Origin of the sequence: Lentisalinibacter sediminis, assembly GCF_040706615.1 — a bacterium.
Classification (GTDB): Bacteria; Pseudomonadota; Gammaproteobacteria; order Steroidobacterales; family Woeseiaceae; genus Lentisalinibacter; species Lentisalinibacter sediminis.
Genome location: NZ_JAPDRF010000005.1, coordinates 462,546 through 478,586 on the forward strand (window position 1 = coordinate 462,546; position 16,041 = coordinate 478,586).

Here is a 16,041-nt window from a genome sequence, read left to right on the forward strand (position 1 = left end):
CCGCTCACACGAGAGCGGCGAAGGGTTGGACCTCTACCTCGTCGCCGACCGCAATCGGGCCGGCGTCCTCGGCCAGCACGATAAAGCAATCCGCCGCACCCATCGAACTCAGGACACCCGACCCCTGACGGCCCGCGGGCCGCACGGCGAGCCGGCCGTCGTCGCTGCGCTCCAGACGGCCCCGCTGGAATTCCCGCCGCCCGGGCTTCTTTCGCAGCGGTGCGGCGGCGACGGCCGTCACGGTGAGCGGCGGCCCGGGGTCGGGCATGCCGGCGAGCGATTCCAGCGCCGGGCGGACCAGTTGATAGAAGGTGGCCATCGCCGAGACGGGATTGCCCGGCAGGCCGAAGAACAGCGCGTCGCCGATGCGTCCGAAAGCCAGCGGCCGGCCGGGCTTCATGGCCACCTTCCAGAAGCCGACCGAGCCGGTGCGCTCCAGCGTCTGCGTGACGTAATCGGCGTCGCCCACGGAGACGCCCCCGCTGGTCACGACGGCATCCGCGAGAGCCGCGGCATCCGCGAATGCCCGCTCCACCGTCTCGCGCTCGTCGGGCACGATGCCCATGTCGATGGTCTCGACGCCGAGCCGGGTCAGCATCCCGTGGATCGTGTAGCGGTTGCTGTCGTAGATCTGGCCGGGCGCGAGCGACTCGCCAACGGGTCTCAGCTCGTCACCCGTGGAGAAGAAGGCCACACGGGGCCGGCGGCGGACGCAGACCTCGCCGACGCCCAGCGAGGCGAGCATGCCCAGTTCCGCGGGCATGAGGCAGGTGCCGGCGGCGAGCGCCACGTCGCCCGCAGCGATGTCCTCGCCGGCCCGGCGGACGTGCTCGCCCGGCGTCTGTCCGGGGCGGATGATCGCCGTATCGCCGTCCCGATCGACGTTCTCCTGCATGACGACCGTATCCGTATCCGGCGGCAGCGACGCCCCGGTCATGATGCGTACGCATTCGCCGGCGGACACTTCCCGGTCGAACGGCCAGCCGGCTGCCGCGGTGCCGATCACGGCCAGCCGGGTCTCTCCTTCCGCCTCGAGATCCGCGCCGCGCAGGGCATAGCCGTCCATGGCCGAGTTCGTGTGCGAAGGGACGTCCATCCGCGATACGACGTCGGCGGCAAGCACCCGGCCGAGGGCACTGCGCACCGCCAGCATCTCTTCGCCGCCGACGGGGCGGGCCTCGGCGAGGATGCGCTCCAGCGCCTCTGCCAGTCTCAGCGCAGACCCGCCGTGGCCGTCGGCGCAGCAATCGTCGGACTTGTGGTCTTTGTTCATCTTCCCGTTCCTGTCAGCCGCCGTTCTCCGGTCTCGCCCGATTGCACCGGGCGAGACCGTCTTCCAGCGCCCGCTTGTCGTCTGGCGCATTGATATTCTCGAACGATCCGGGCACGTCGCTGAAATCGGCAGTGGCGTACCCGTGTGTATCGTACCAGCGGTCGATCTTGCGCCCGCCGTCGCCGAGATAACGGACCAGATCGTCGAGCAATGTGCGCTCGAGCAACGCGAAGACGGGCTGAAGCCGCTTGCCGTCGTGGGCAACCGCGATCCGCGTGTGCGCCGCCACCAGGGCGGCGTGCAGCCGCAGCACGAGATCGTCGCAGATCAGCGGAGAATCGCAGGGCGCGAAGACCACCATAGGCGTCTGTGCGGCGCGCAGGCCGCTCTCGATGCCGGCGAGCGGGCCACGGAACTCCTGGCCGCCATCGCCGTCCGCGACGACGGGGCAGCCGAAATCCCGGTAGCGCTCATGGCTGCGGTTGGCGTTTATCACTACCTCGGCCACCTGCGGCGACAGGGCATCGAGCACCCAGGCGACCATCGGTCTGCCATGCACCGCAACCAGGCCCTTGTCCACGCCGCCCATGCGCGTCGCCCGCCCGCCGGCGAGTATGACGCCGGTGACCCGCTTGCGGACGTCCTCCCCTGCCACCGGCACGCTACCGCCCTGCCGCTTCCGGGAAGAACAGTTGCTGCCCGTCCACCCGATAAGCGGCGATGGCGCGTTGACCGCGCTCCGAGGTCAGCCAGTCCGCGAATGCCTGCGCCTCGGCGGCATGCACGTGGGGAAAGCGCTCCGGGTTGACGACGATCACGCCGTAGGGATTGTGCAGTCCGGGATCGCCCTCGACGAGGATCTCGAGATCGCGCTTGTTACCGAAAGCGATCCAGGTGCCCCGATCGCTCAGGGTGTAGCCACCCATCGCGCTGGCGACATTCAACGTGGCTCCCATGCCCATACCGGCTTCCCGGTACCAGGTGCCGCTGGCCGGGCGGGGATCCGCCGACGCCTCGTTCCAGAGGGTCATCTCCCGCTTGTGCGTGCCGCTGTCGTCGCCGCGGGAGACGAAGGCGTGCTCCCCGGCGGCGATTCGCCGCAGCGCCGCCGCGGCGTCGTCCATGCCGCGGATGCCGGCCGGATCCCCGGCCGGCCCCACCAGGACGAAGTCGTTGTGCATGACAGGATGGCGCTCGATGCCCAGGCCCTGCCGGACGAATCGGCGCTCCGACGGTTCATGGTGCACGAACAGCACATCCGCATCGCCGTTGGCGGCGATCCGGATGGCCTGCCCGGTACCGACGGCGACGACCCGGACCGGGATGCCGGTATCCGCCGTGAACAGGGGCAGCAGATGCTCGAACAGACCGGAAGCCTCGGTGGACGTGGTCGATGCGACAGTGATCGGCAATGACTCGGCCGACACACCGGCTCCGGCGACGAGCGTCGCCAGCAGGCCGATCATCGGCTTCCTGAGATTCCTCATTACGCCAGTCAACCCCCTCTATCGTGACAGCCGTGAGAACACCCCGGCCGGGACGCCTGCGGGCCGGACCGGCTAGGCGAGCAGCTCCCCCTCGAGGAATCCCGCCGCCGCCGGATGCTCCGGCGCCGTGAAAAACCTTTCCGCGCCGGCGTGTTCCAGCAGCCGGCCATCGTGTACGAATAGCACATCGTGAGCCAGCCGTCCGGCCTGGGCAATGTCATGGGTGCACATGAGTATCTTCGTGCCGGCCGCGCCCGCCGCCCGGATCAGCTCCTCGACGCCGCGCACCGCCGCCGGGTCGAGATTCGCGGTGGGTTCGTCCAGCAGCAGTACCGCCGGCCGCAACATGCATGCGCCCGCGATCGCCAGCCGCTTCTGCTGGCCGCCGGACAGCGTACGCGCCGGGCGCGATTCCAGGCCGGCGAGACCTGCGCGCTCCAGCGCTGCCGTCACTATGGCGTGGCGCTCCCGGCGAGGCACACCCTTGACCGCCAGCACATGGAGCAGGTTGCCGCTCACGCTCCGTCGCAGGATGACCGGTTGCTGCAGCACCATCGCCTGATGCCCGCGTGCCTGTCCGACGGCGAGCTCACCCCAGCGCAGTTCTCCACCCGTCGGCCGGATCAGCCCGTGGCACAACCGCAGCAATACGCTCTTGCCGGCGCCGTTTGGCCCGAGTATGACCGTGCGCCCGGGTGTGTCGATGCGGAAAGACACGCCCCGGATGATCGCCCGGCCGTCGATGGTGAACTGCAGGCCACGGGCGACGAGGGGGAGCAACGGATGCGCCTCGCCGGTGCCGGGCGAGCGACGCCCGGTGTCGGGACGGGGGTACACGGTGTCATCCATAGCGACGCTGTGCGGCATCCGAGATGACCAGTGCCGCCGCGTTGACGCCCAGCGCCAGGATCACGAGGATCAGACCGAGCCCCAGCGCCAGCGCGAGATTCCCCTTGCTCGTCTCCAGCGCGATCGTCGTCGTCATCACGCGCGTGGAATGCTGGATATTGCCACCGACGATCAGCACCGCACCGACCTCGGCTATGGCGCGGCCGAACCCCGCCATGATGCCGGTAAGAAGCCGGTAGCGACCGTCCAGGAGCAGCGTCGCCACGCTCTGGATGCGCGTGCAGCCAAGCGATCGCAGGTGCTCGTCGTACTCCTCGTGCAGGTCGGCGATGGTCTGGCGTGCCAGCGCGGCGATAATAGGGGCGACGATGATGCTCTGGGCGATCACCATCGCGGTAGGCGTGAACAGCAGGCCCATCTCGCCCAGCGGTCCGGCCCGGGACAACAACAGGTAGACCACCAGCCCCACGACGACCGGCGGCAGGCCCATCATGGCGTTCAGCAACACGATCACGCCGCGCCGACCCGGAAACGGCTGCAGCGCGATGGCGGCGCCCAGCGGCAGTGCCACGATCGAGGCGACAGCGACGGCCGAAAGGCTGATGCGCAGCGAGAGCAGGACGATCTCCATGAGGTCCGCATCCAGCGTGACGATCATCGACAACGCTGCGCCGACGGCGGCCGTGAACTCGTTCATCCCCCCAACCTCTTCATGGCACCGCCGAATGCCCTCCGCCTTGCTGCGACGAGAACGTCACGGCGGTTCGCCGCAACTCCCGTCACCGTCGCAATCCCAATCACCATGCATCGTACCAGCGCTGCGACGACAAATTGTCCGAATGACCTCATCTCCTTGCGTCATTTTGACGCAGGACCTAACCTGACAGCCGTTCTTTCGCCGACAGGCGGCGCGCACGCAAGGGACGACTACCGGAGAGCCCGTGTCCCGACCGACCTCGATTCTGCTCCTCGGAGGCGCCAGAGCGGAGGCGTCGCGCCTGCGGCGCGCGCTGGACCGGCATTTCCTTCTCGTGGAGGAAGCGCCGGATCTGGACGAAGCGCGAAAACTGATGCGGCGCTGCCGGTTTCACCGGCTGGTCGTGGTGGACCCGAAGGAGTCCTGGAGCACCCTGCGCCGGGCCCTGGACCAGTGCGACGGAGTGCCGGCCGAGATCTTCGTGATCGCCGGAGAAGACCGTGCAGCAATGGCGATAGACGCCCTGCGCGGCGGCGCCTCGGATGTGCTCCTTCGCCCCTTCCCGACGGACGAACTGGTAAAGGTCCTGGCGAAGCCGGCCCGCAGGCAGGCGTCCCGGAATCAGCGAAGGGGTACCGGCACGGCGCCGCGGAGACTGGTGGGGGACAGTCCTTCCATGCAGGCCGTGAGGTCGCTGATCGCCCGCGTCGCGCCGACCCGCGCGACCGTATTGATCGAAGGAGAAGCCGGCGCGGGCAAGGAACTCGTCGCCCGCCTGCTGCACGAGGGGAGCGGGCGCGGCGGCCCGTTCGTACCGGTCAACTGTGGCGCGATCGCATCGGACCTGCTGGAGAGCGAGCTGTTCGGCCACGAGCCGGGAGCGTTCACCAGCGCCGACCGCAAGCGCGAAGGCCTGTTCGTCGCCGCCGGCCGGGGCACGTTATTCCTCGACGAGATCGACGAGCTGCCTCTCGACACGGAGGTCAAGTTGCTGCGCGCGCTCGAGGAACAGACGATACGCCCGGTGGGATCGCACCGGGAGATCCCCGTTGACTGCCGCATCGTGGCCTCCACCCGGTCGAACCTGGCGGACCTGGTCGCCACCGGCCGGTTCCGCGAAGACCTCTATTACCACCTCAACGTGATCCGTATCGAGGTGCCGCCGCTCAGGGAACGGCGGCAGGATATCGCGCTGCTGGCAGCCTATTTCGCCGACCGGCTGGCGGCGGACATGGGCCTGCCGGTCGGGGCGATCGAGCCGGCGCATCTCGCCGCGTTCGAGGCACACGACTGGCCCGGCAACGTGCGCGAACTGCGCAACGTGGTGGAGCGCACGCTGCACCTGGGCGGGTTGCCGCCGGACTCGCTGGAACCGGGCGCGCGGCCCGCCGAGCCGCCGGATTATCCGCTAGACTGGACGCTTGAGCAGGTGAAACACCATCACATGACCCGCGTCCTCGAAGCGAGCGGTGGCAACAAGTCGGCTGCTGCCAGGCGACTGGACATCTCGCGCAAGACGCTGGAACGCAAGCTCGGCACCTCTCGTCATCCCCAGGAGACCTGATAGTGAATGACAGGAAAATCGACGAAGAAAGGCTGAACGTGGAGATACGCAAGTTCCTGAAACTCGTCGGCATCACATCGCAGCGCGAGATCGAGAAGGCCGTACGCGAGGCACTCGCCGCCGGTGAACTGCCGGAGACGGGCAAGCTGCAGGCGAAGTTGACGCTGACGGTACCGGCACTGGGCCTCGACCATGTCCTGGAGCACGAGATCCACGTCTACGAAGCAGAGGACTAGCCGCGTCAGTCGGTACCGGTCCACACGAGCGTGCCGAGCTCGTCGAGATCGTATCCGCCGAGCATGCCGGCCTCCCGTCGGCACTCTTTGTCCCGCAGGTGCTCCAGCAGTCGCTGGAACAGATTGCGGAAGAATATGCCCCGGTGCAGCGCCAGGTCGTAGGCTTCCCATCCGATCGGCAGGAAATCGAGGCCGAACTCCGTGGCGGCCGCACGCACGCCCGGCCCCACCTCCGCCTGCCCCATGGCGATCATCGAGGCCGTCTCGCGCTCGGTACCGGCCCGGCCGGTGATCCGGCGCGCGGCGGGGTCGATTTCGTGCCGGGACATCAGCTCGCGCAGGAAGCGCTGGGAGCCGGCGCCCTCCTGGCGCTCGACCCAGCGCACGTCCGAGCGGAACAGTGCCTCGACCTCGGCGTCTGCCGACCACAGGTCGGGAGACAGGAGCAGGCCCTGTTCGCGACGGAACAGGCGCACCAGCGCCCAGTCGCTGGCATGGCCGAACTGCCGGAGCAACGCCGGGTGACGGTAGGCGCTCTCCTCGGCCGGCCCCCAGTGGATGCCACAGACGTCGGCGCGGCCGTGGGCGAGCAGCGCAAGGCCGAGCTGGCTGCCCGTCGCCGTGTAGCTGATGAGCGCCTGGGACTGCAGCGAATTGGCGACCCGTGTAATCGCACGGGTCAGTAACGGGTCGTCGCTGCCCGCGATGATAATGCGGTCGGTCAGGAGACCGCCGTGGCTCGATTCGAGCAGCCACTGATCAACGAGATCGCGCGGGAACAGCCACTTGCCGGTGAGCTTGCTGGCGGGGATCTTGCCCTCAGCCACCAGCGAGTAGATCTTCTTCTCGTTGACCTGCAGGTAGGCGGCCACCTGCTTCACGCTCATGAATCGTGGCTGCGAATCCTGCCGGCCGTCGTCCGGGCCCGCGGGTGTCGGGCCGCTCGCTTCTGAAGTTGCGCTCATCTGTGCACTCCGGGTCAGGGGTCACGCTGTGAACGACAGCGTGCCCTCGTTGAAGGATATGCAAAAACCATGCGCTCTGCCGACGCGACGGAATGTCGCGACCGATGTGTCCGGCGCCGGCGGACGGATTGCGCTACCATCGCGGGTCATGAGCCAGCCGGAAAGCCACACGGTCGCCGTCATCATGCAGCGCACCCAGGTGAGCCGGGGCCGATGGTCGGTGCCGAGCTGGAGTGCAGTCTCGGTCGTCGCCGGTGAGAATCTGCCGGTCGGCGCGAGTGGACCCGAGATCATCCACGAGAAAGACGGCGAGGCGCAGTTCCTCTGGCCGGGTTTCTCGTTGCTGCTCCATCGAGATCTGGCTGAGGACTACTGGTACAACCTCACCGGCGAGAAGCCCTCGCTCTTCGTCATCTGCCACGAGACACCGGAGGGCGAGCTGACACCGTTCCGTGTGACTGCGGATCAGGACTCCGCCGCGGTATGCCTGGAAAGCGACGACCAGGTGTTCTCCGTCCCGATCCCGCCCGAGATCTATCAGTTCATCGAGCAGTTCGTGGTCGCCCATTTCGTGCCGCGCGAGCGCAACAAGCGCAAGCGGAAAAGCTGGTCCGAGGCATCCGAAAGATGAGTGAAGACAACCGGAAGGAAGCCGATACGCTTACTGACACCGAGACGGCGCCGGAGAGCGAGCCCTTCCTGAGCCGCTGGTCCCGGCGCAAGGCGCTGGCGCGCGAGGGCATCGAGCCGCAGGAGCCCGAGCCGGGGTCGGTGCCGGCAGCCGGTGTCGACGACGCATCATCGGCGCCGCCGGAGGGCAGCAAGACGGGCGACGCCGGAGAATCCGGTGAGGAAACCGCCCCGCCGGGGGAGGCAGCCGAATTGCCGCCGCTCGAGTCGCTGAACGAGGATTCCGACTACAGCGCTTTCCTGGCCGCGGACGTGGCGCCGGACATGCAGCGCCAGGCCCTGCGCAAGCTGTTCCGCTCGCCGAAGTTCAACCTCCGCGACGGCCTGGACGACTACGACCTGGACTATTCCAATCCGGCGCCGCTCGGCAATGTGGTCACGGCCGAGATGCGCCATCGCATCGCACGCGAGATCGAGAGGCTGGCCGCCCGCGCGAGCGAAGAGCGAACCGTCCCGGATGAAGCGGCGCTGGCGGCCGCCCCGGTCGACGACCCGGAGGCGGAACAGACGGACGTCACTGCAGACACGGAACCGGACGCGGATGATGACCGATCTGACCCTGCCTGAGCAGACCACCGACGGCCGTGCACGCGCCGAGGCGCTCGACGGCCGCCATCGGACCGGCGCGGAGCCGACCTCGCTGGTCAGCTTCCTCTCCCGCGGCCGCGTCCTGATTGTCGGTGAGGAAGAGGAAGGCCTGGCGGCTGCGCAGCGTCTCGGCGACGGCCTCGTGGTTACGCTGTTCGCCCCCGGCGAATCGCGGCCGGCGACCGGTGACCGGGAAGGCTTCACCCTGATACGGGGCGGACGGCCACGCCTGTCCGGCAGCCTCGGGAACTACGCCATCAGGCTGCCGGAATCCGGCGCCGAGGACGCGGATTCGCCGGCCACGAAGATGATCGACGAAGCCCGCTTCGACCTGGTGCTCGACCTCGGCGACCCGCCGCTGCTGCGTCAGGAGGCCCTCCCGCCCGGCTACCACGCGCCACGCGGCGACGCCGCGGCGCTGGAGGCGGCCCTGGAGGAGCTGCCGCAGATGCGCGGCGAGTTCGAGAAGCCGAAATTCTTCAATTACGACCCGGAAATCTGCGCCCACGGCAACCGGGGCATCCGGGGCTGCACGCGTTGTCTGGACGTGTGCCCGGCCTGGGCTATCACCTCGGTGGGCGAGCGCATCTCCGTCGACCCGAATCTCTGCCAGGGTTTCGGCAGCTGTGCCGCTGTGTGCCCGACCGGGGCGATCACCTATGCGTTCCCGAGCACGGAGGACCTGCTCGCCTACGTGAGCAAGGTACTGGGCATCTATCGCGAGTCCGGCGGCAGCGATCCGAGGCTGGTCTTCTTCGACGCCGCATCGGCCGGCGCGCTGTCGACCGGGCTGGCCGGACACCTGCCGGAAAACGTGCTGCCCATCGAACTCGAGGAGGTCGGCTCGCTGGGTCTCGAGGCCTGGCTCGCCTGCCTGGCCTACGGCGCCGGCCGCGTCCTGATCCTGACCGGGCCGGAGACGCCGCGCAGCCTTCGCGACGTCCTCGACCGGGAGACCGAGGTCACCGGCTCGATCCTGGCGGGCATGGGCTATCCGGCGGCCGTACAGCCGGTCGACACGGCCGACCCCGAGGCCCTCGATGAGGCAGTGCGCTCCGACGCGGTGCTCGAACTCGGCCGGCCGGCCCGCTTCGCGCCGCCGCCGGAGAAGCGGCTGCTGCTGCGAACGGCGCTCAATCTCCTGCTCGAGCAGGCACCGGCCCCGAAGAAGGTCGTACCGCTGCCGAAGGGCGCCGCATTCGGGCAGGTCCGGGTCGACACCGCCGCATGCACCTTGTGTATGAGCTGCGTCGCCGTCTGCCCCACGTCCGCGCTGCGGGAAGGACAGGGGCTGCCACAACTGAATTTCCTGGAACGCTCCTGCATCCAGTGCGGCATGTGCGAGACCGCCTGCCCCGAGGACGCGGTGACGCTCGAGCCCCGCTTCCTCTACGACGACGCCCGGCGCAGCACGCCGCGTCTCCTGCACGAGGAACAGCCGATGTGCTGCATCTCCTGCGGCAAGCCGTTCGCGACGCGATCGATGATCGAGGTCATGCGGCGGAAGCTGGAGAGCCACTGGATGTTCCAGAGCGAGGAGGACCGCAGGCGTCTGGAGATGTGTGACACCTGCCGGGTCAAGGATCTCATGCGCGCCCGGCAGGGCAGCGATCAGGGCGACCTCTGAGCGACCGCGAGCCGGATTCCGGCTCTGCCCGGCAAGCGAGAACCCGAGCTATGCGACAAATTGTCGCAGCTGCCGGGAGAAAAGTCCTTCAGCTCTCCGTATTCCCTATTCTGACGGCATCTACTGTCAGAGCAATACAGTGCAATGGGGTGTCAATTTTGATATACATTGTGCGGGGACCGAGCGAGGGGCATGAACGAAACACCGGCTAGGGAGCAGACGACCGAAACCGCCACCGTGGGCGGCGGTGAATCGGTCGTACCGGAGGACAGGCTGCGCGCCGACACCTACCGGGTCCTCGGCCGTCTGCTCGCCACCCCACCCGACGAAGAGGCACTGGAGCTGCTCGCCGCAAGCGAGGTTGGTCAGGAAGACAGCCTGCTCGGCGTCGCCTGGCGCCTGCTGGCCCAGGCAGCCGATCGAGCCACCGCCCACGAGGTCGCGGACGAGTACCAGACCCTGTTCATCGGACTCGGTCGTGGCGAGCTCATCCCCTACGCGTCCTGGTATCTCACCGGATTACTCATGGAGCAGCCGCTTGCCACACTGCGCGATGACATGCAGCGGCTCGGTTTCGAACGCCACGCTGACGTGCGCGAGCCCGAGGATCATGCGGGAGCTCTCTGCGAGATCATGGCGTTCCTGGTGACCGAGCAGCATCCGGAGTCCCTGCAGACCCAGGCCCGGTTTTTCGAGCGCCACATCGGTCCGTGGATGCCGCGTCTGTTCCGGGACATGCAGAGCGCCCGTTCGGCGCGTTTCTACCGGGCGGTGGGCCAGCTTGGCGAGCAATTCATCGAAACGGACCAGCATCACCTGGAGATGGTGGATCAGACAGCCGGGCCCGGCCGGCCCGGAGTTTCCTGAGCGCCGACCGGCGGCGCAGGATCGGAGGTTGGATATGAGTCGTAAATCGCGAGTAGACGCCGGCGAACGCCGTAACTTTCTGAAGAAGCTGGCCGTGGCGGGTGGCGCTACCGCGGCGGTCGCCGTCGGCGGCCGTGCAGCCGTGGCCGGGCCGCCGGGCGAGTGCGTGCCGGCAAAGGCCGAGCGGCGCGGCTATCACGAGACGCCACATATCCGCACCTACTACGAAAAGGCCGGCCTGTGAACCGCCGCGAGGCCGGTTCGCAGCGCATCCGCAACTGAACGGGGAGATTAGCGATGAAGCTGATCAAGAAGCGAGAGCTCACGAGCACTGAAAGCAACGGCGCACTGAACGGCGCCCTCGGGACTGCCGTCGATCGCCGCGCCTTTCTGCGCCGCGCCGGTCTCGGCATCGGCGGCACGGCAGCGGCCGCCGTACTGCCCACGGCGATGATCCGGCGAGCCGAGGCGGCCGTCGAGAAAGTCGAGGGCGAGGTCAGCATCCGTCGATCCGTCTGCACCCACTGCTCGGTGGGCTGCGGCGTGATCGCCGAGGTGCAGAACGGCGTCTGGACCGGCCAGGAGCCGGACTTCGACTCCCCGTTCAATCTTGGGGCGCACTGCGCGAAGGGCGCATCCGTGCGCGAGCACGGCCACGGCGAACGCCGCCTGAAGTACCCGATGAAGCTCCAGGGCGGCAAGTGGAAACGCGTCTCCTGGGATCAGGCCATCGACGAGATCGGCGACAAGGTTCTGAATATCCGCAAGCGCTCCGGTCCGGATTCCGTGTACTGGCTGGGCTCCGCCAAGTTCAGCAACGAGCAGGCCTACCTGTTCCGCAAGTTCGCGGGACTGTGGGGCACTAACAACGTCGACCACCAGGCCCGCATCTGCCACTCGACGACGGTCGCCGGCGTAGCCAATACCTGGGGCTACGGCGCGATGACGAACTCGTACAACGACATGCACAACTGCAAGGCGATGTTCTTCATCGGCAGTAACGCCGCCGAGGCGCATCCGGTCGCCATGCAGCATGTCCTGCGCGGCAAGGAGAACGGCGCGAAGATGATCGTCGTCGACCCGCGCTTCACGCGCACGGCGGCGCATGCGGACCAGTTCATGCGCATCCGTCCCGGCAGCGACGTGGCGCTGATCTGGGGCATGCTCTGGCACATCTTCCAGAACGGCTGGGAAGACAAGGAGTACATCAAGCAGCGCGTCTACGGCATGGACGAGGTTCGCGCCGAAGTGGCCAAGTGGACACCGGACGTCGTGGAGAACGTCTCCGGCATACCGGAGGAAGAGGTCAAGCTTGCGGCCAAGACCATGGCCGAGAACCGGCCCGGCACCATCGTCTGGTGCATGGGCGGAACCCAGCATACCATCGGCAACAACAACACCCGGGCCTACTGCGCGCTGCAGCTGGCCCTCGGCAACATCGGCGTGTCGGGCGGCGGCGCCAACATCTTCCGCGGCCACGACAACGTGCAGGGTGCCACGGATCTCGGCATCCTCTCGCACACCCTGCCCGGCTACTACGGCCTGGCCGAGGGTTCCTGGAAGCACTGGGCACGAGTCTGGGACGTCGACTTCGACTGGCTGAAGGACCGCTTCGACACCGCCTATGCGAAAGCCGGTGACACCCAGGGTTCGGTGCCGTTCGACAACCCGATGAACTCGGCAGGCATCCCGGTCTCGCGCTGGATCGACGGCGTGCTCGAGGATGCGGACCTGATCGATCAGCGCGACCAGCTCAAGGCAATGTTTTTCTGGGGCCACGCGCCGAACAGCCAGACCCGCGGCCCGGAGATGAAGAAGGCGATGGAGAAGCTGGAGCTGCTCGTCGTCGTCGACCCCTATCCGACCCATACGGCCGTCCTGCCCGACCGCGAGGACGGCATATACCTGCTGCCGGCCACGACCCAGTTCGAGACCTACGGCTCGGTCACTGCGTCGAACCGCTCGCTGCAGTGGCGTGAGCAGATCATAGAGCCGCTGTTCGAGGCGCTCCCCGACCACACCATCATGTACAAGCTGGCCAGCAAGCTCGGATTCGCGAACGAGCTGACCAAGAACATGAAGGTGGAGAACGACGAGCCCCTGGTGGAAGACATCCTGCGCGAGATCAACAGCGGCATGTGGACCATCGGCTACACCGGCCAGAGCCCCGAACGGCTGAAACTGCACCTCGCCAACAAACACACCTTCAACACGACCACGCTGAAGGCCGAGGGCGGACCGTGCGACGGTGACTACTACGGCCTGCCCTGGCCCGCCTGGGGCACGCCCGAGATGAAGCATCCCGGCACGCCGTTGCTCTACGACACCAGCAAGCACGTGGCCGAAGGCGGTCTCAATTTCCGGGCCCGTTTCGGCGTCGAGCGCAACGGCGTCAACCTGCTGGCGGAGAACTCCTACAGCAAGGGTGCCGAGATCAAGGACGGTTATCCCGAGTTCACCGCGGACATGCTGAAGCAGCTCGGCTGGTGGGATGACCTCACCGCCGAGGAGAAGAAGGCGGCCGAGGGCAAGAACTGGAAGACGGACCTCTCCGGCGGTATCCAGCGCGTCGCCATCAAACACGGCTGTGCGCCGTTCGGCAACGCCAAGGCCCGCTGTGTCGTCTGGACGTTCCCGGATCCGATTCCGGTCCACCGCGAACCGCTCTACACGTCGCGGCGCGACCTCGTGGAGAAATATCCCACCTACGAGGACCGCAAGAGCCATTACCGGCTGCCCACCCGTTACGCTTCGGTCCAGGCCAAGGATTATTCGACGGAATTCCCGCTGATCCACACCAGTGGACGGCTGGTGGAGTACGAGGGTGGCGGCGAGGAGACCCGCTCCAACCCGTGGCTCGCCGAGCTGCAGCAGGAGATGTTCGCCGAGATCAATCCGGCCGACGCCAACGACGCCGGTGTTCGCGACGGCCAGTGGATCTGGCTGGAGGGCCCGGAGGGCGGCCGAATCCGGATCAGGGCCATGGTGACCCCGCGCGTGGGACGCGGCGTGGTGTTCACGCCCTTCCACTTCGGCGGCTGGTTCGAGGGCAAGGACCTGATCGACAAGTATCCGGAAGGCTCGGCGCCCTACGTCCGTGGTGAGGCATGCAACAACGCCTTCACCTACGGTTATGACTCCGTCACGCAGATGCAGGAAACCAAAGCTTCCCTCTGCAGGATCACCGCAGCCTAGGAGACTCGATCATGGCACGAATGAAATTCCTTTGTGACGCCGAACGCTGCATCGAGTGCAACGGCTGCGTTACGGCTTGCAAGAACGAGCATGAGGTACCCTGGGGCGTCAACCGGCGGCGCGTGGTGACTCTCGATGACGGTGTGCCCGGCGAGAAGTCGATCTCCGTTGCCTGCATGCACTGCACGGACGCGCCCTGCGCGGCCGTCTGTCCGGTCGACTGCTTTTACACGACGGACGACGGCGTCGTCCTCCACGACAAGGACCTGTGCATAGGCTGCGGCTACTGTTTCTACGCCTGCCCGTTCGGCGCGCCGCAGTTCCCGCAGGAAGAGGCCTTCGGCGTGCGCGGCAAGATGGACAAGTGCACGTTCTGCGCCGGCGGCCCCGAGGAAGACAACTCGGCCGCAGAGCTGGAGAAATACGGCCGCAACCGACTCGCCGAGGGCAAGCTGCCTCTGTGCGCCGAGATGTGCAGTACCAAAGCACTCCTGGCCGGCGACGGGGATATGGTGGCGGACATCTACCGCAAGCGGATCACGAAGCGCGGCGGCCGCCCCGAGACCTGGGGCTGGGATACCGCGTACAAGCGCGAGGTCTGAGCTTTCTCATCGACATGAGTGTGGAAGGACAATGAAAACGGGAATGGCGAACAGAAATCGCCGACTGGGACCGATGATTGCGATGACGGTGCTGTCGCTCGGTCTCGCCGCCGGTTGTGCCGACGAGGTCGATGTGACCCTGCATGAACCCGGTGTCTACAAGGGCAGTCCGGATCCTCTGCTGGCGAAGCAGAAAGATCCGGCGCAACAGGAAGCACTGCGGGAACGATTCAAGCAGGGACAACGGGATCGGTAGCCAGCCCCAGCCCGCCGAGCGGATCGATGGCCGCGGTCTGATCCGGCTCGCGGCACAGAGAGGAGCCTAGCCAATGGCCGCAAGACAACTCAGCAACAAATCACGGCGACGCAGGATCATGCTGACCGTCGTACTGTCGTCACTTTTCGCCATGGCGTTACCACTGATCGGCTACGTCGTTCACGATGCCGGTTTCGCATTCGCCCAGTCGGCGGCCGACTCCGACGACGGCGAGGTCAACCCGCGGGCAGAGTACTGGCGCGCGGTGCGTGAGGGCACCGAGGGCTACTCGGCCGTGTCCGGACGCGAATCCGGCGTGCTGATACAGAACGGCGGCGAGAACTGGCAGGAGGTCCGCAACGGGCCCGTCACGTTCCTCGGCGCCTCGCTGATCATCGCAGCCATCATCGCCCTGGCTGCCAAGCACATCGTCCTCGGTGGACAGAAGCTGAGCGAGAGGACCGGACGTACGATAACGCGCTGGTCGGCCTTCGAGCGCACCATGCACTGGTTCGTGGCCATCAGTTTCATCATCCTGTCGATCACCGGCCTCAGCCTGATCTTCGGCCGTGCGGTACTCATCCCGCTCCTGGGCAAGGAAGGCTTCGCCGCGTGGGCCCAGATCGCGAAACCCGTCCATGATTATCTGGCGGTGCCCTTCGCCATCGGACTGGCCGTAATACTGCTCATGTGGCTGCCGAAGAACCTATTCAAGAGTTACGATCTCACCTGGCTGAAATCGGCAGGCGGGTTTTTCGGCGACGGTCATCCGCCGGCCGGTTTCGCGAATGCGGGCGAGAAGATCTTCTTCTGGCTGCTCTTCTTCGGCGGTATCGCACTCACGATCTCGGGTTTCTACCTGCTGTTCCCCAATCTCGGCTGGGAGCGGAGCACCATGCAGCTCGCGCACATCGTGCACGCCGGCAGCGGACTGATCCTGATCGCGATTGCGCTCGGGCATATGTATCTCGGCAGCCTGGGCGTCGAAGGGTCGTTCGAAGGCATGGTGACCGGCGAGGTGGACGAGACTTTTGCCAAAGAGCACCACAGCGTCTGGTATGACGAGGTCAAACACGGCACCTCGTCCCGCGAGCAGGGACTCGCGCCGGGCGCTTCGACCGCGACCCAGGCCTGACCGCGCATCG

17 protein-coding genes are annotated in these 16,041 nt (G+C 67.0%); 11 read left to right on the plus strand and 6 right to left on the minus strand.

What is annotated here, in order from left to right:
* Positions 1 to 4 precede the first annotated feature (4 nt).
* The 5 genes from moeA to ACJMKX_RS12620 all read right to left on the minus strand — a co-directional run bounded on the left by moeA (position 5) and on the right by ACJMKX_RS12620 (position 4,306).
* Positions 5 to 1,273 (minus strand): molybdopterin molybdotransferase MoeA, encoded by a 1,269-nt coding sequence (gene moeA, locus ACJMKX_RS12600; protein ID WP_405225830.1) that lies wholly within the window; start codon positions 1,271 to 1,273, stop codon positions 5 to 7.
* A 13-nt stretch (positions 1,274 to 1,286) separates the two neighbouring features.
* A complete protein-coding gene (gene mobA / locus ACJMKX_RS12605; protein ID WP_405225833.1) occupies positions 1,287 to 1,928 on the minus strand; it encodes a molybdenum cofactor guanylyltransferase MobA in 642 nt (213 codons plus the stop codon).
* Between the two features lie 7 nt (positions 1,929 to 1,935).
* Positions 1,936 to 2,760: a substrate-binding domain-containing protein gene (locus tag ACJMKX_RS12610; protein ID WP_405225836.1), complete on the minus strand. Its 825-nt coding sequence runs from the start codon at positions 2,758 to 2,760 to the stop codon at positions 1,936 to 1,938.
* 72 nt (positions 2,761 to 2,832) lie between these two features.
* Positions 2,833 to 3,609 (minus strand): ATP-binding cassette domain-containing protein, encoded by a 777-nt coding sequence (locus tag ACJMKX_RS12615; RefSeq protein ID WP_405225839.1) that lies wholly within the window; start codon positions 3,607 to 3,609, stop codon positions 2,833 to 2,835.
* Positions 3,602 to 4,306, minus strand: a complete 705-nt coding sequence (locus tag ACJMKX_RS12620; protein ID WP_405225842.1) for an ABC transporter permease — start codon at positions 4,304 to 4,306, stop codon at positions 3,602 to 3,604. Before ACJMKX_RS12620 ends, ACJMKX_RS12615 begins: the two co-directional genes overlap by 8 nt.
* A 244-nt stretch (positions 4,307 to 4,550) precedes the next feature.
* On the opposite strand from ACJMKX_RS12620, the gene ACJMKX_RS12625 reads away from it, so the two are divergent.
* Positions 4,551 to 5,870 (plus strand): sigma-54-dependent transcriptional regulator, encoded by a 1,320-nt coding sequence (locus ACJMKX_RS12625; protein ID WP_405225845.1) that lies wholly within the window; start codon positions 4,551 to 4,553, stop codon positions 5,868 to 5,870.
* Positions 5,871 to 5,872: 2 nt separating this feature from the next.
* Positions 5,873 to 6,106, plus strand: coding sequence for a DUF6494 family protein (locus ACJMKX_RS12630; RefSeq protein WP_405225846.1), 234 nt, complete (start codon positions 5,873 to 5,875; stop codon positions 6,104 to 6,106).
* 5 nt (positions 6,107 to 6,111) lie between these two features.
* Here ACJMKX_RS12630 and ACJMKX_RS12635 read toward each other — a convergent pair whose 3' ends face one another.
* On the minus strand, positions 6,112 to 6,993 hold the full coding sequence (locus tag ACJMKX_RS12635; RefSeq protein WP_405226649.1) for a substrate-binding domain-containing protein: 882 nt from the start codon (positions 6,991 to 6,993) through the stop codon (positions 6,112 to 6,114).
* 226 nt (positions 6,994 to 7,219) lie between these two features.
* Between ACJMKX_RS12635 and ACJMKX_RS12640 the strand changes: the two genes are divergently transcribed.
* The 9 genes from ACJMKX_RS12640 (at position 7,220) to ACJMKX_RS12680 (ending at position 16,031) form a co-directional block, all read left to right on the plus strand.
* A complete protein-coding gene (locus ACJMKX_RS12640; RefSeq protein WP_405225849.1) occupies positions 7,220 to 7,702 on the plus strand; it encodes a DUF3305 domain-containing protein in 483 nt (160 codons plus the stop codon).
* Complete coding sequence (locus tag ACJMKX_RS12645) at positions 7,699 to 8,328, plus strand: DUF3306 domain-containing protein (protein WP_405225851.1); 630 nt, start codon at positions 7,699 to 7,701, stop codon at positions 8,326 to 8,328. Before ACJMKX_RS12640 ends, ACJMKX_RS12645 begins: the two co-directional genes overlap by 4 nt.
* Entirely contained in the window at positions 8,303 to 9,976 is a 1,674-nt protein-coding gene (locus ACJMKX_RS12650) for a 4Fe-4S dicluster domain-containing protein (protein ID WP_405225854.1), read from the plus strand. The genes ACJMKX_RS12645 and ACJMKX_RS12650 overlap by 26 nt, the downstream gene beginning before the upstream one ends.
* 192 nt (positions 9,977 to 10,168) lie before the next feature.
* Positions 10,169 to 10,843, plus strand: a complete 675-nt coding sequence (locus ACJMKX_RS12655; protein ID WP_405225857.1) for a TorD/DmsD family molecular chaperone — start codon at positions 10,169 to 10,171, stop codon at positions 10,841 to 10,843.
* A gap of 34 nt (positions 10,844 to 10,877) precedes the next feature.
* The gene (locus ACJMKX_RS12660; protein WP_405225860.1) at positions 10,878 to 11,087 is read left to right on the plus strand and encodes a formate dehydrogenase; all 210 of its coding nucleotides are present in this window, start codon (positions 10,878 to 10,880) and stop codon (positions 11,085 to 11,087) included.
* A gap of 53 nt (positions 11,088 to 11,140) precedes the next feature.
* On the plus strand, positions 11,141 to 14,038 hold the full coding sequence (locus tag ACJMKX_RS12665) for a formate dehydrogenase subunit alpha (protein ID WP_405225863.1): 2,898 nt from the start codon (positions 11,141 to 11,143) through the stop codon (positions 14,036 to 14,038).
* Positions 14,039 to 14,049: 11 nt separating this feature from the next.
* On the plus strand, positions 14,050 to 14,640 hold the full coding sequence (gene fdh3B, locus ACJMKX_RS12670) for a formate dehydrogenase FDH3 subunit beta (protein WP_405225866.1): 591 nt from the start codon (positions 14,050 to 14,052) through the stop codon (positions 14,638 to 14,640).
* Positions 14,641 to 14,671: 31 nt separating this feature from the next.
* Entirely contained in the window at positions 14,672 to 14,896 is a 225-nt protein-coding gene (locus tag ACJMKX_RS12675; RefSeq protein ID WP_405225869.1) for a hypothetical protein, read from the plus strand.
* A 73-nt stretch (positions 14,897 to 14,969) separates the two neighbouring features.
* Positions 14,970 to 16,031 (plus strand): formate dehydrogenase subunit gamma, encoded by a 1,062-nt coding sequence (locus tag ACJMKX_RS12680; protein ID WP_405225871.1) that lies wholly within the window; start codon positions 14,970 to 14,972, stop codon positions 16,029 to 16,031.
* Positions 16,032 to 16,041 lie beyond the last annotated feature (10 nt).